This window comes from Lysobacter sp. yr284 (assembly GCF_900107375.1).
GTDB lineage: Bacteria > Pseudomonadota > Gammaproteobacteria > Xanthomonadales > Xanthomonadaceae > Lysobacter.
In genome coordinates this window covers 252,423-266,419 of sequence record NZ_FNPT01000004.1, presented here as the reverse complement: position 1 = coordinate 266,419, position 13,997 = coordinate 252,423, and the positions used below count along the sequence as shown (strand labels likewise).

Annotated in this window: 13 protein-coding genes; 3 read left to right on the top strand and 10 right to left on the bottom strand. The window is 71.0% G+C overall.

Going from position 1 to position 13,997, the window contains the following annotated elements; all coding sequences use genetic code 11:
• Positions 1-80 precede the first annotated feature (80 nt).
• From BLV01_RS09560 to BLV01_RS09535, 6 genes are all read right to left on the bottom strand, one after another.
• Complete coding sequence (locus BLV01_RS09560) at positions 81-1,181, bottom strand: SMI1/KNR4 family protein (RefSeq protein WP_091797979.1); 1,101 nt, start codon at positions 1,179-1,181, stop codon at positions 81-83.
• 2 nt (positions 1,182-1,183) lie between these two features.
• Positions 1,184-3,130 carry a potassium transporter Kup gene (locus BLV01_RS09555; protein WP_091797976.1) on the bottom strand — a complete coding sequence of 649 codons (1,947 nt, stop codon included), beginning with the start codon at positions 3,128-3,130 and terminating at the stop codon, positions 1,184-1,186.
• Positions 3,131-3,165: 35 nt separating this feature from the next.
• Positions 3,166-3,756, bottom strand: a complete 591-nt coding sequence (ruvA, locus tag BLV01_RS09550; RefSeq protein ID WP_091797973.1) for a Holliday junction branch migration protein RuvA — start codon at positions 3,754-3,756, stop codon at positions 3,166-3,168.
• Between the two features lie 165 nt (positions 3,757-3,921).
• Positions 3,922-4,485: a crossover junction endodeoxyribonuclease RuvC gene (gene ruvC, locus BLV01_RS09545; RefSeq protein WP_091797970.1), complete on the bottom strand. Its 564-nt coding sequence runs from the start codon at positions 4,483-4,485 to the stop codon at positions 3,922-3,924.
• A gap of 55 nt (positions 4,486-4,540) precedes the next feature.
• Positions 4,541-5,272: a YebC/PmpR family DNA-binding transcriptional regulator gene (locus BLV01_RS09540; RefSeq protein WP_091797967.1), complete on the bottom strand. Its 732-nt coding sequence runs from the start codon at positions 5,270-5,272 to the stop codon at positions 4,541-4,543.
• 114 nt (positions 5,273-5,386) lie between these two features.
• Entirely contained in the window at positions 5,387-5,980 is a 594-nt protein-coding gene (locus BLV01_RS09535; RefSeq protein ID WP_254782571.1) for an esterase/lipase family protein, read from the bottom strand.
• A 454-nt stretch (positions 5,981-6,434) separates the two neighbouring features.
• Between BLV01_RS09535 and BLV01_RS09530 the strand changes: the two genes are divergently transcribed.
• The 3 genes from BLV01_RS09530 to BLV01_RS09520 all read left to right on the top strand — a co-directional run bounded on the left by BLV01_RS09530 (position 6,435) and on the right by BLV01_RS09520 (position 8,659).
• Positions 6,435-6,776: a hypothetical protein gene (locus BLV01_RS09530; RefSeq protein WP_091797964.1), complete on the top strand. Its 342-nt coding sequence runs from the start codon at positions 6,435-6,437 to the stop codon at positions 6,774-6,776.
• 172 nt (positions 6,777-6,948) lie between these two features.
• Positions 6,949-8,145: a LamG domain-containing protein gene (locus BLV01_RS09525; protein WP_091797961.1), complete on the top strand. Its 1,197-nt coding sequence runs from the start codon at positions 6,949-6,951 to the stop codon at positions 8,143-8,145.
• On the top strand, positions 8,129-8,659 hold the full coding sequence (locus tag BLV01_RS09520) for a hypothetical protein (RefSeq protein WP_139178576.1): 531 nt from the start codon (positions 8,129-8,131) through the stop codon (positions 8,657-8,659). The genes BLV01_RS09525 and BLV01_RS09520 overlap by 17 nt, the downstream gene beginning before the upstream one ends.
• Before the next feature lie 378 nt (positions 8,660-9,037).
• Here BLV01_RS09520 and BLV01_RS09515 read toward each other — a convergent pair whose 3' ends face one another.
• The 4 genes from BLV01_RS09515 to BLV01_RS09500 form a co-directional block, all read right to left on the bottom strand.
• Positions 9,038-9,580 (bottom strand): GNAT family N-acetyltransferase, encoded by a 543-nt coding sequence (locus tag BLV01_RS09515; RefSeq protein ID WP_254782570.1) that lies wholly within the window; start codon positions 9,578-9,580, stop codon positions 9,038-9,040.
• A gap of 147 nt (positions 9,581-9,727) precedes the next feature.
• The gene (gene aspS / locus BLV01_RS09510) at positions 9,728-11,494 is read right to left on the bottom strand and encodes an aspartate--tRNA ligase (RefSeq protein ID WP_091797955.1); all 1,767 of its coding nucleotides are present in this window, start codon (positions 11,492-11,494) and stop codon (positions 9,728-9,730) included.
• Between the two features lie 444 nt (positions 11,495-11,938).
• Positions 11,939-12,286, bottom strand: a complete 348-nt coding sequence (locus BLV01_RS09505; RefSeq protein WP_091797953.1) for an FmdB family zinc ribbon protein — start codon at positions 12,284-12,286, stop codon at positions 11,939-11,941.
• Positions 12,287-12,395: 109 nt separating this feature from the next.
• Complete coding sequence (locus BLV01_RS09500) at positions 12,396-13,709, bottom strand: cation:proton antiporter (RefSeq protein ID WP_091797950.1); 1,314 nt, start codon at positions 13,707-13,709, stop codon at positions 12,396-12,398.
• Positions 13,710-13,997 lie beyond the last annotated feature (288 nt).

Genomic DNA, 13,997 nt, shown 5'->3' with positions numbered 1-13,997 from the left:
AGCCCTCGGACCGGCGCTGCGCGCGCGGTGGACGAGTGCGGCGCCCGGCCTTGGCGCGAACGGCCGGGCGCCGGCCGCGGCTACTCCAGTTCGCCCCGGCGCAGGTCGGCGAAGAAGCGGTGGAAGTCGCGGGCGCGATAGTTCGCCACCAGTTCGCCGAAGTATTCGAAATAGACGACTTCCGGCTCCTGCTGCGGGCCGCGCTCGCGGTAGTCCAGGCACAGCAGCCACTCGATGTTGTGCGAGGCCAGGATCAGCAGGCGCTCGCAGCCGGCGTAGTTGCGGACGAAGCCGTACAGCGCGTCGCGGCCCTGGAAGTCCCCGGCCCAGTCGGCCAGCGTGCGCAGGTCGGCGAGCGCGAGCACCGTGCCATCGGGCACCACGCTTTCCCAGTCGTACAGATGCCGCGAGGGCTGGCGCCGCAGCGGCGCCCATTCGAACGCGGTGCTGCCGCCGTCCTGGCGCAGGTACAGCGCGCGCAGCAGCGCCGGCAGGCGCAGGCCCAGGCGCGCCTCGGCGGCGGCGAGCGCGGCTTCGTCGGCCGGCGCGCCGGCTTCGGCCCAGTAGCCCGGGCCGCGCCAGAACGTATCCAGGCTCGGCGGCCGCGGGTCGCAGCGCAGCCGTTGCCGCGGGTCGTGACGCGCCTGCAGGGCCGGGTTCCAGTATTGGATTTCGACCAGCTCGGCCAGGAACGCGGCGTGATCGGGGTACTCGCGCAGGCGCTGGCGTTGGTCGGTCAGCACGATGCGCGGTTCGCCGCCGGCGCTGTAGTCCAGGCACAGGGTGCCGTTGTCCTCGCCCACGGCGATCGCGATCAGGCGACTGTCGTCGGCGGCCAGCGCGGCGAAGGCGTCGTCGCGGTAGTCCTCGCGCTGGCGCAGCTGCGCCAGCGAGAACCACTGCGCCAGCGGCAGCAGCCGCGCGCGCGGGACCAGCCAGTCGGCGTCGATCCAGTCCTGGCTGTGCAGCGAGGCGGCCCGCGCCATCCGCACCGCGCCGCCGTCGTAACGTGCGTACAGGCTGCGCAGCCACGGCGGCAGCTCGATCCCCAGCCGCGCCTGCGCCGCGGCGATGTCGTCGGCGCTCGCCGCGGCCCGGCCGAGGTTGCCTTCCTCGTCCCAGAACGTGTCCAGACTCGGCCCGCGGCCGTAGACGCGCCAGTCCAGGACGCTGCCGCCCATGCTCAGATCTCGACCTGCGCGCCCAGCTCGACCAGCCGGTTGCCCGGAATCCGGAAGAACCCGGTCGCCGGCGCCGCGTTGCGGTGCATGAAGGCGAACAGGCGGTCGCGCCAGATCGGCATGCCGCGGTGGCGGCTGGCGACGACGGTCTCGCGGCTGGCGAAATAGGTCGTGTCCATCGGATCGAAGTAGATGCCGCCGGCGTCGCACGAGCGCATCAGCGCCAGCGGCACGTCGGGCACTTCCATGAAACCGAAGCGGATCAGCACGCGGTAGAAGTCGTTGCCGATCGCCTCGATCTTGAGCCGCTTCTCCTTCGGCGCGTACGGCACGCCGAGGGTTTCCACGGTCAGGAACACATTGCGCTCGTGCAGGACCTTGTTGTGCTTGAGGTTGTGCAGCAGCGCGTGCGGCACCACGCCCTTGTCGGCGGTCATGAAGATCGCCGTGCCCGGCACCCGCACCGGCGGCGCCAGCATCAGGCCGGGCAGGAAGCTGTCGAGCGAAATGCCTTCCTTGCGCACTTCCTCGTGCAGCAGTTCGCGGCCGCGGCGCCAGGTGCGCAGCAGGGTGAACACGATCAGGCCCAGCGCCAGCGGGAACCAGGCGCCGTCGAAGAACTTGGCGCCGTTGGCGATGACGAAGCCGACGTCGACCACGAAGAACAGCACGCACAGCGGCAGCACCCACTTGCGCCAGCGCGGCCACAGCGCGCGCGCGACCAGGGCCAGCAGCAGGGTGTCGATCAGCATCGTCGCCGACACCGAGATGCCGTAGGCGGTGGCCAGCGCGGTCGAGCTGCGGAACGCCAGGACCACGGTGATGACCGCGATCGCCAGGATCCAGTTGATGTACGGCACGTAGATCTGGCCGATGGTGCTGCTGGAGGTGTGCTTGATCTGCATGCGCGGGATGTAGCCCAGCTGCATGGCCTGGCGCGACACCGAGTACGCGCCGGTGATGACCGCCTGGGAGGCGATCACCGCCGCCATCGTCGCCAGCACGATCATCGGGTACAGCGCCCACGGCGGCACCGACTCGAAGAACGGATTGACCACCGCGCGCGGGTGGTTCAGCACGAACGCGCCCTGGCCGAGGTAGTTCAGCATCAGGCTCGGCAGCACCATGATGTACCAGGCGTAGCGGATCGGCTTGGCGCCGAAGTGGCCCATGTCGGCGTACAGCGCTTCGCCGCCGGTCACCGCCAGCACCACCACGCCCAGGATCAGCACCGACTGCGCGCCGTGCTCGATGAAGAAGCGCACGCCCCACATCGGGTTCAGCGCCTTGAGCACTTCCGGGCCCTGGATGATGTTGTAGACGCCGATCGCCGCCAGCGAGACGAACCAGATCATGGTGATCGGGCCGAACACCTTGCCGACCTTCTCGGTGCCGAAGCGCTGGGCCAGGAACACCATCACCAGGATCACCACGGTGATCGGCACGATGAAGCGGTGCAGGCCGGGCGCGGCGACCTCCAGGCCCTCGACCGCGCCGAGCACCGAGATCGCCGGGGTGATGACGCTGTCGCCGAAGAACAGCGAGGCGCCGAAGATGCCGAGGATGCCGACCACGTACGCCGAGCGCCCGCCCTTGGCCAGGGTGCGCTGGGCCAGGGTCATCAGCGCCATGATCCCGCCTTCGCCGTCGTTGTCGGCGCGCATGATGATGGTGACGTACTTGACCGTCACCACGATCATCAGCGCCCAGAACACCAGCGACAGGATGCCCAGCACCGTGTCGTGGTTGCTGGTGAGGTGGAAGTGCGGCGAGAACGCTTCCTTCAGCGTGTACAGCGGGCTGGTGCCGATGTCGCCGAAGACGACGCCGATCGCGCCCACGACCAACCCGGGAAGCCCCTGTTTGGGACCGTGATGGCCTGAGCCGTGTCCGCCCGCGCCGTCGTGGCCGTGAGCGTGCTTGTCGGAAGTAGGAACGGTAGAGGACATTGTCGTCAGATTCCGGGCGGTTTGCCGCCGTGGGCTCAACGCAGCGCGGACTGTAGCGCCTTGCGGATGATGGCGGCGGCATCGTCGCCGGCGGCGGTGGCCTCGCGGGCCATGCGCGCGGCTTCGGCCGGCTTGTAGCCCAGCTGCTGCAGGGCGATCACGGCTTCGCTTTGCGGGTCGGCGGGAATGCCGCCGCTGGGCAGGGTCGCGCCGGTGCCGGCGAGGTCGGCGGCGCGGTCGCGCAGCTCCACCACCATGCGCTCGGCGGTCTTCTTGCCGATGCCGGGGATGCGGGTCAGCGCGGTGACGTCGCCGACCTGCACCAGCCGCGCGAATTCGTCGACCGACACGCCCGAGAGCACCGCCAGCGCGATCTTGGCGCCGATGCCGCTGACCTTCTGCACGTCGCGGAACAGCCGCCGTTCGCTCTCGCGCAGGAAGCCGTACAGCGAGACGCTGTCTTCCTTCTGCGCGTAGTGGGTGAACAGCGCGACCTCGCGGCCGATGTCGGGCAGGTCGTAGAACGTGCTCATCGGCGCTTCGAGCTCGTAGCCCACGCCATGCACGTCGACCACCAGCCACGGCGGCTGCTTGTGCGCCAGGATGCCTTTGAGGCGACCGATCACAGGGTGACTCCGATAGGGCGATGCGACCCGCCGTCGCCGGCGCGTCGCGAACAAGAGAAGAGGGAAACCCAAGCGCGGCGGCTACGAAGGACGACGCGGTCGCGCGCGCGGGTCCCTACCCCGCGCGCCGCGGACGGCGCGGCGACGACCCGGACGGCGGCCATCTCAGGCGCCGCGCCTGCGCAGCTGGTGGGTGGCGATGCCGGTGCGCTGGGCCGTAGCGCTCATATGGGCATGGGTCAGCGCGACCGCAAGCGCGTCGGCGGCGTCGGCCTGCAGCTTCACTTCGGGCAGGTTCAGCAGCAGCCGCACCATGTGCTGGACCTGCTGCTTGTCGGCCGCGCCGCGCCCGACCAGCGATTGCTTGATCAGCCGCGGCGCGTATTCGCTGATCGGGATGCGCCGGCGCACCACCGTGGCCAGGGCGGCGCCGCGGGCGTGGCCGAGCTTGAGCGCGGAGGTCGCGGACTTGTCCATGAACACCGTCTCGATCGCGACCTGGGTCGGCGCGAATTCGTCCAGCGCCGCTTCCAGGCCTTCGCACAGCAGGCCCAGGCGCGAGGGGAAGTCCTCGGCGTCGAGCAGCTTGAGCGCGCGCGCGGCGACGAAGGTGCAGCGGCCGTCGCCGGCCATGTCGATCACGCCCAGGCCGGTGCGCTGCGAGCCCGGGTCGATGCCCAGGATGCGCACGCTGGCCGCGGCGGGGCTGCGGGTTGTGGAGGTCGCCATCGGCTAGCGCTGGCGCAGCGCGGTGCCCGGGCCGGTGCGGCCGCGGACGCCGCGGCTACGCATACGCATCCTCGCCGAGGTCGGCGTTGGAATAGACGTTCTGCACGTCGTCCATGTCTTCCAGCCAGTTCAGCAGCTTGACCACTTGCTGGGCGGTCTCGCCGTCCACGGCGCTGGTGTTGTCGGCGCGGAAGGTCACTTCGGCCTGGCCGGGCGCGAGGCCGGCGGCCTCCATCGCGGCCTTGACCGCGGCGAAGGCGTCGGGCGCGGTCAGCACGTCGATCGAGCCGTCGTCGGGATAGACCACCACGTCGTCGGCGCCGGCGTCGATGGCGACCTCGGTGATCTTCTCCTCGTCCGAACCGGCCTCGAACCACAGCACGCCGCGCTTGGCGAACATGAACGACACCGAGCCGTCGGTGCCGAGGTTGCCGCCGAACTTGCTGAAGGCGTGGCGCACGTCGGCCACGGTGCGGACCTTGTTGTCGGTCAGGCAGTCGACGATCACCGCCACGCCGCCGGGGGCATAGCCCTCGTAGCGCACTTCTTCGTATTCCACCCCTTCCAGCGCGCCGGTGGCCTTCTTGATCGCGCGTTCGATCACGTCCTTGGACATGTTCGCCGACAGGCCTTTGTCGACCGCGGTGCGCAGCGCCGGATTGCCGTTGGGATCGCCGCCGCCGCGGCGCGCGGCCACGGAAATCTCGCGGATGATCTTGGTGAAGATCTTGCCGCGACGCGCGTCTTCGGCGTTCTTGCGTGCTTCGATCGACGGACCTCTACCCATGGCGTTACCGGCTTGATGTCTGGAAAGCGGGCGATTTTACCCGATCGGTCCTGGTCGCGGACTCGAAAACGCGTTCCGCCGGGCGGCGGCATCCGCCAGCGCGGCGCCGACCGCTCAGTCGCCGAAACGGCCGCGACGGAAGAAGGCCTCGGCCATGCGCGCAGCCTGCGCCGAGAACAGCAGGCCGCTGTGGCTGGCCGGGATGACCGCGTGCGCGGCCAGCCCCGCCAGGCGGGTCTCGGCGACCGCGACGGTGCCATCGCTGTCGCCCTCGAAGCGGCCGAACCAGCGTCCCAGCCCATGCGGGGTGCGGCCGGCGATCAGGCCGACCTGGGCCTGGCCCTGCCACGGCGGGCAGCCTTCCAGCAGCAGGCCGGCCGCGCGGCCGAGCACCGGCGCGCTCCAGGCATGGCGCGCCAGGCCGTCGGCGGCGGAACTGCCGAGCAGCGGCGAGCCCAGGCACACCACCCGCCGCACCGGCAGTTCGGGGTGCTGTTGCAGGGCGCGCAGGGTCACCAGGCCGCCGAGGCTGTGGGCGAGCACGTGCGCGGGCGCGCGACGCAGGCTCTCGACCAGCTTGGGCACGACCGCGTCCGGGCCGGCGCCGGCGCCGGCGTAGGCGAAGGTCTCGGGCTGGAAGCCGGCCGCGGTCAGGCGCGCGCCGAGCCAGGCCATCGACACGCCGGGCATCCAGATGCCGTGCAACATCACGATCCTGCGGAGATTCGGCGTTCGGGCCATGGCCTGCGAAGGTGAGCGGGGACCGGGCCACTATCGGGTCGGCGGCGGCGGCGGCCAAGGGGCAGCGGCGCCGGCGGCGGGCGCGCGCTCAGCTGCGGGCAGGCGACGGCGGCGCGGACGCGGCTGTCACAGCGGCCGCCCAGGGCGTGGTTACAATCGGTCAGCCAAGCCGCACCGGCTTCACAGTTCGCCGCGACCCAGCCCGTCCCGACACCGGATCCAGGCCCGCCCCGGGCCCCTGGACGAGCCGCCCTGCCGGGCCAGTCAAGCCCTATCGATGCGATATCCGTCATGAAAATGCGATGGATGTCATCGAAAGACAAATGTGAAACAGGCTGGCACTCATATTGTGACACCGTGCAAATATTGCACGGCGCCCGCACCGCAGGATGCGCGCCACCCGCAGCCGACGGTATCCCGCATGGCCCCGCGCTCCCCCGCCCTGCCCATCGCCAACGTGCTCGCCTCGGCGCTGCTCGCGGCGGTGGCGATGTGCACGGTGGCGCCGGTGTCCTGCGCGCAGCCCCGCCATCCCGGGGTGCTGCACCCGGTGCACGTGTTCCTCGACCGCGCCGGGGCCCGGCTGGAGCGCAGCTACCCGCAGCTGATGCAGTGGTCGCCGGCGCGCTGGGTCTCGCCGCGCCGGATCGACTGCCGCTGCACCCAGCCGGTCGCGCCGGCGGTGCCGGCCCCGGCCGCCGCCGCGCTGCACTGGCCCGGCCACCTGCGCCAGGCCCTGCAGGCGCTGCCCTGGGCCGGCTGAACCGACGCGGCCCGCGTCGCGTTTCGCAGCGGCCGCCGCGCACATAAGCGCGAAACATCATGTAACCGCGGCGCAGACCGCGGCCGATCCGCGTGCGCTATCACGTTCGCGCGCGCGGGCGTCCCACTAGATTCGCGCGGCGCCCGGCGTGGGCGCGCACCATGGAGCGGTTATGAATCGATCCTCGTGGTTCCTGGCGCTGGGAGTCGCGCTGGCGCCGATGCTTGCCGCGCACGCGGCCCCGCCGCGGGTCAGCAACGGCCTGGTCGGCGAATGGCACCTGGACCTGTCCGGCACCAGCGCCGCGGACACCAGCGGCTACGGCCGCAACGGCAGCGTGATCGGCGGCGCGGCCTCGTCCTGGGGCTGGCTCGGCACCGCCGCCGACCTCAGCGGCGGCAAGTACATCGAGGTGCCGAACTCGGCCAACCTGAATGTCGGCACCGGCAGCTTCACCGTCGCCGCCTGGGTGCGGCTGGCCGCGCCGGGCTCGGCCGCGGTCAAGACCCTGATCGAGAACCGCGGCGACGGCAGCGGCCGCGGCTATTCCTTCGGCATCGACCAGGGCCGCAACGTGCTGCTGCAGCTCAACGACGGCAGCACCTGGGGCAACTACGTCTCCGACTCCAGCGTGAGCCTGGCGGCGAACCGCTGGCACCACGTCGCCGCGGTGGTCAACCGCAGCAGCGCGCCGTACACGATCTCGTTCTACGTCGACGGACGCCGCGCCACCGGCCAGCCGACGCCGATGACCGGCAACCTCGACAACACCACGCGGCCGTTCATGATCGGCGGGCACATCAGCAGCGCGACGTACCGCTTCAACGACCGCGCCGACGAGGTGCTGGTCTACAACCGCGCGCTGCCGGCCGACGCCAGCGGCGGTCTGGGCGACATCATGTTCCCCGGCCGCACCAGCTACCAGCCGACCTACTGGAACGACGGCGGCACCCGCCAGCGCTACAACAACTGCTACAACTACGCCAACGGCCGCGCCACCAACACCTTCGCCCAGCCCGGCCGCGCCGCCAGCGCGCAATACGCCTCGCTGAGCTGCGCCGCGGTGCGCGCGGCGGCCGAACGCGACGGCCTGGAGCCGGTGGCCGACACCGCGATCAACGCCGCCAGCTACAAGAACATCGCCGCGCTGGTGGTCGCGCCGGGCTACGACTACCACTGGTACCGCCGCGACGCCAACGGCAAGTGGACCCACAAGCCCGGCCAGACCGCGGCCACCAACCGCGACAATTCCGGCAACGAGATCGCCGACCCGCGCACCGCCAACCGCGGGCCGTACAGCGATTTCTGCGGCTTCTACCGGGTGTGGTCGGACAGCATCGAGGGGAGCGGCCATGAGCAGATCAACTGAGCGCGCCGCGATCACCCAGGATCAAGGAGGAGTCATGCGCAAGCGTCCGTTCCAGTCCCTGCTCGTCGCCGCGGCGCTGTCGGCCGCGCCGCTGTTCGCCCACGCCGCCGACGCGCCGGGGTTGCGCATCACTTACCTGGTGTACTCGGGGCGGCCGAATCCGGAGCTGACGGTGACCGATCCGGCGCAACTGCGCGCGATCGAGAGCCGCCTCGGCGACGCCCTCGCCGCGCCGGCGCGCGCGGGCGCGGCGGCCGAACCGGCCCTGGGCTACAACGGCATCCTGATCGAACCCGTCGGCGGCTCGTCGGCGAAAGCCCGGCCGCAGACGGTGACGGTGAAAGGCCGCAACCTCAGCGTGGACACCGCCGCCGCTACCGAGTTCAAGTCGGCGACCGCGGCGACGCGGGTCTCGGCCGCGGCCGGGGACCTGGAATCGATGCTGCTCAAACTCGGGCAGAAGCGCGGCGTGCTGGACGCGACCACGTTGAACGTGTTGCTCGACGGCAAGTGAACCGCTGCCGGCGGGGCCGCGCATTCGTGCGCGGTTTCGCCGGCTTGCCGGGACGCGGCGGGGGTTGCGGCTGCGGAACCGTATCGATCGGCGCCAGCGGTCGCGATCGGGCGGCATCCCGGATGCCGGGCCGGGGTAGCGCCGGTCTTCGCATTGGCGCGGTCGCGGCTCGCGCCGCTCCTACAGGCAGCCCATGCGGGTGCGCAATCTCCCTGTAGGAGCGGCGCGAGCCGCGACCGCGAAACCGCAGCCGCCGGCGTCAGCATCCGCAAGCCGGCCGCGCCCCGAACGTAGAGCCGCCAGCGCCGGCCCTCGCACTGGCGCGGTCGCGGCTTGCGCCGCACCTACAGGCAGGGCGTGTGGCTTGCGCAGCGACGGTCAGCGCGTGGCGGAGCGCCGCAGGATGAATTCGTGGTCGCGGGTCTCGCCGACCACGAAGTCGTAGTGGCCGACCTTCTCGAAACCGTGGCGTCCGTAGAAGCGCTGCGCGCCGTAGTTCTCCGACCACACGCCGATCCACAGGGTGCGCGGGCCGTCGCGTTCCAGCCACGCTAGCGCCGTTTCGAACAGGCGGCCGCCCCAGCCGCCGTTCTGCGCCTCGCGCAGCAGGTACAGGCGCTTGAGTTCGCCGTCGGCGGGCGCGACCTCGGCGTGCGGCAGGCCGCAATCGCCGGCCAGGGCGTGGCCGACCGCGACGCCGTCGCGCTCCAGCAGCCAGGCGCCGTAGCGCGGGTCGGCCAGCAACGCGCCGATGGCTCGATGCGAATAGGTGTCGGCGAGGAAGCGCGCGAGGTCGTCGGGCGGGTACGAGTCGCCGAAGGTCTCGACGAAGCTGCGCGCGGAAATGTCGGCCAGGACGGCGGTGTCGGCCGGCGTGGCGCGGCGGATGCTGAAGTTCGCGGACATGGACAAGGCGCTCATAGCGGCGATGCTGCGGATTCCAGATGCGGGAGGGGCTTCAGCCCCGACGCTTTCGTACCAGATCGTCGCGACCTGAGCGCAAAGCGTCGGGGCTGAAGCCCCTCACAACTGCAAGCGACGGCCCGGCGCGGGGCCGTCGCGGGTGGATCAGGCCGGATCCTTCGGCCGCACCATCACATGCACTTCGGCCAGCTGCGCGTCCGGGATCGGCGACGGCGCGCCGGTCATCAGGCACTGCGCGGTGGTGGTCTTGGGGAAGGCGATGACGTCGCGGATCGATTCGGTCCCGGCCATCAGCGCGGCGATGCGGTCGATGCCGAAGGCGATGCCGCCGTGCGGCGGCGCGCCGTACTTGAGCGCGTCGAGCAGGAAGCCGAACTTCGCTTCGGCCTCTTCCGCGCCGATGCCGAGCAGGTCGAACACCGCCGACTGCATCTGCGGACGGTGGATGCGGATCGAACCGCCGCCGATCTCGTTGCCGTTGAGCACCATGTCGTAGCCGCGCGACACCGCGGTCTTGGCGTTCGCGCGCAGGTCGGCGATGTCGTCCACCGCCGGCGCGGTGAAGGGGTGATGCAGGGCGACGTAGCGCTGCGCTTCCTCGTCCCACTCGAACATCGGGAAGTCGGTGACCCACAGCGGCTTCCAGCCTTGGCCGACGAGGTTCAAATCCTTGCCGAGCTTGAGCCGCAACGCGCCCATGAAGTCGCTGGCGGTCTTGTAGTCGGCCGCGCCGAAGAAGATCGCATCGCCGGTCGAAGCGCCGCTGGCCTCGACGATCTTGGCCAGGGTGGCGTCGTCGAAGAACTTGGCGATCGGCGAGTTGATGCCTTCGCGGCCCTTGGACGCGTCTTCGATCTTCATCCACGCCAGGCCCTTGGCGCCGTGCTTGGCCGCGTGCGCGCCGGCCTCGTCGATCTGCTTGCGCGACCAGCCCGCGGCGCCCGGCGCGCGCAGGGCGATCACGCGGCCGTCGGCGTGGTTGGCCCAATCGGTGAAGACCTTGAACTCGCAGGTCTTGACCAGTTCGGCGATGTCGGCGAACTCCAGTTCGATGCGCAGGTCGGGCTTGTCCGAGCCGTAGCGGCGCATGGCTTCGGCGTAGGTCATGCGCGGGAATTCGGCGTCGAGTTCGACGTCGATGGTTTCCTTGAACACTTCGCGGATCATGCCCTCGACCGTGTCCTGCACGTCGCGCTCGGACACCCAGGCGAACTCCATGTCGAGCTGGGTGAATTCGAGCTGGCGGTCGGCGCGCAGGGCTTCGTCGCGGAAGCAGCGCGCGATCTGGTAGTAACGGTCGAAGCCGGCCACCATCAGGATCTGCTTGAACAGCTGCGGCGACTGCGGCAGCGCGTAGAACTCGCCCGGATGCATGCGCGCCGGGACCAGGAAGTCGCGCGCGCCCTCGGGCGTGGCCTTGGTCAGGATCGGGGTTTCGATGTCCTGGAAGCCGCGCGCGTCGAGCCAGCGGCGCAGCGACTGCACCAGGCGGATGCGGGTGCGCATCATCTTCTGCATTTCCGGACGGCGCAGGTCCAGGTAGCGGTAGGTCAGGCGGGTTTCCTCGCCGGCGTTCTCGTGGGCGTGGAACGGCAGCGGCTCGGCCTTGTTGAGCACTTCGATCTGCGCGGCCAGGATCTCGACCTTGCCGCTGCGGATCTTGTCGTTGGCGGCGCCGCGCGCGCGCACGCTGCCGGTCACGCGCACGCAGCTTTCCACGCTCAGATCGCCGGCGGTCTTGAACAGCTCGCCCATGTCCGAATCGACCACGATCTGGACCACGCCCTCGTGATCGCGCAGATCGGTGAACACCACGTGGCTCTGGACACGGTTGGTGTTGACCCAGCCGCACAGGGTGACGGTCTGGCCGATCAGCGCCTCGTCGACGAGGCCGCAGAAGTGGGTACGCATGGAAGCTCCGGATTGGTCGATCGGCCGGGCCGATCGTTGGATCGTGGGGGTTGTGCCGCAGGCGGCTCGCGGGGGCCGCGGCGGGAGCCGGGCTGCGAACGCCTCGCCGGCCGGGGGCCGGGACCGCACATTCTAGTCCAGGCGCCGCGGCGATTGGCCCAGGCGGCGCAGGGGCTTTTGTGCCGGCGGCGCTGGCGGGAGGGCCTTCAGGCCCGATGCTCCGGGCTTGGATCGCCGCGGCCGCAGCGGCAAGCGTCGGGCCTGAAGGCCGTCCCACAACCGCGGCCGCCTCGGCTCTGAAGGCCACGCCGCACGCCAGCGGCATGGCGGCCTCAAGGCTCTCTCACAAGAATGGGCGCCTCGACATCGGCCCTGAAGGCCCGCCCAGAACGGCGAAGGGCGCCTTGCGGCGCCCTGTGCGGAGGTCCGGCCTGGGTCCGGCGATCAGCTGCCGCCGCCGGCCGCCGGCTTGCTCGCCGCGGCCGGCGCGGCCGCGGGCGCCGGGTCGGCCTTCTTTTCGGCCTTCTTTTCGGTCTTCGTCTCGGCCGGCTTGTCCGCCGCGGCGCCGCCGCTGCTGCCCTCGCCGGCGAGGTTGCGCTTCTTGTCGCCGTCCTTCTTGAAGTCGGTCTCGTACCAGCCGCCGCCGGCCAGGCGGAACTGCGGCGCGGTCAGCTGGCGCCCGACCTGCTCGGCGCCGCACTCGGGGCAGACGGTCGGATCGGGATCGGACAGCTTCTGCAGGCGGTCGAAGCTGTGGCCGCAGGCATTGCACTGGAACGCGTAGATGGGCATGGCGGGAACGTGGGGAAGCCGACTCAGGCTGGCTAGTTTGGGGCTCGCGGCCGCCGATGCAAGCGCGCGGCCGTCCCGGCCGCGCCGAAACGCCGGTCGCGGCTGGGTTTCAGCCGCCCGGCGGGTGCGGATCGGGCCGGGCCGCAGGCGCCGGTCCCGCCGCGGCGGCGGCCGGCAACGCCGCGGCCGCCGGCACCGCCGTGGGTTCCGGCTCGGCGGCGGCGTTGCCGGCCGCCGCAGCGAGCCGGCGACGGTCGCCGGCGTCGTCCGGATGCACCGGGCCGTGGTCCTCGGCCGGGTCGACGTCGAACGGGGTGCGGAACACCAGCGACGGCAGGATCGTGGTCAGGGTGGCGTACAGCAGCAGCGCGCCGAACCAGGCGTCCGGCAAGGCGAAGCGGTCGCGCAGGATCGCCGCCAGCACCAGGGTGAAGATCAGCGTCGGCGCCAGCGCCACCGACACCCGCAGGCTGGCGCCGTGCTTCTCGCCGAACAGCGCGCGCCGCTGCAGCCAGATCACCCCGATCCGCAACGGCAGCACCACCGCCGTCAGCAGCAGGCCCAGCCCCAGCGCCTCGAAGCTCAGCGCGCCGCTGGGCACCTTGGTGCCGGCGTTGAAGAAGTAGAACGGGACGAAGAACGAGGCGAACAGCCGCACCGCGTGCAGGTTCTCGTGCGAGGCCAGGCGCGGCATGCGCTCGCGCAGCAGGCGCGCGATCAGGCCGGCGACGAAGGCGCCGACCAGGTAATAGACGCCGAGCTTGGCGGTGGCGAAGGCGGCGATCATGCCGACCATCACCAGCAACGAGAATTCCGAGCCCGGCGCGTGCGGCGCGACCCAGCGGCCGAGCGCGACGAACACCAGCGGCAGCCCGACCAGCATCGCGATCAGCGCGGTCGAGGACAGCGCCATGCGCATCGGGTCGCCCGCCTGCAGCACCACGAACAGCGCCACCAGCGCCAGCAGTTCGCCGGCGATGGCCTTGCTGGTCACCCAGAACCGCTCCTCTTCGTCCAGCCCCAGCCGCGCCAGGCTGTCGAGGATGAAACCGGTGGACGGCGTCAGCAGCGCCAGCGCCAGCAAGCCCGCGGCCTGCCAGCCCATGCCGGCGTAGCGCCAGGCCAGCCAGCCCATGCCGAACAAGGTCGCGGTGCGGATCACCAGGTGCGCGATCAACGGCCACAGCCCCTTGCGCAGCGCGCTGAGTTCCACCTCCAGGCCAGCGAACAGGAACAACGAGGAAATGCCCAGCGTGGCCAGCATGCCGACCACGGTGTCGTGCGACTTGTCGCCCCAGGCCAGCATCGCGACGATGCCGAACAACAGGCAGGTCAGCGGCGCCGGGATCTTGTAGCGCTGCAGCGCGCGCGGGATGACCAGCAGGCCGAAGATCAGCAGCAGATAGACCAGTTCGCGGCTCATGCGGCCCCCCTGTGGCGAAAATCAGGGCGGGACGATAGGGGGTCGGGTGTGGAGAGGGCGACAAGCCGGCCGAGCGCTCATCCGCCGGCGCGGCCGGTTTGCGACGCCGGCGGCGACCGCCATGCCGGAAAACCGGAGCGGGAGGGTTCTTACCCCACTGTAGGAGCGACGCGAGTCGCGACCGCGAAAACGCGGTTACTGCAGAAGTTTCGGCGCAGTCGCTTTCGGCGCAGTCGCATTGTCGCGGTCGCGGCTCGCGTCGCTCCTACAGCCGGGTACGAACCCGCA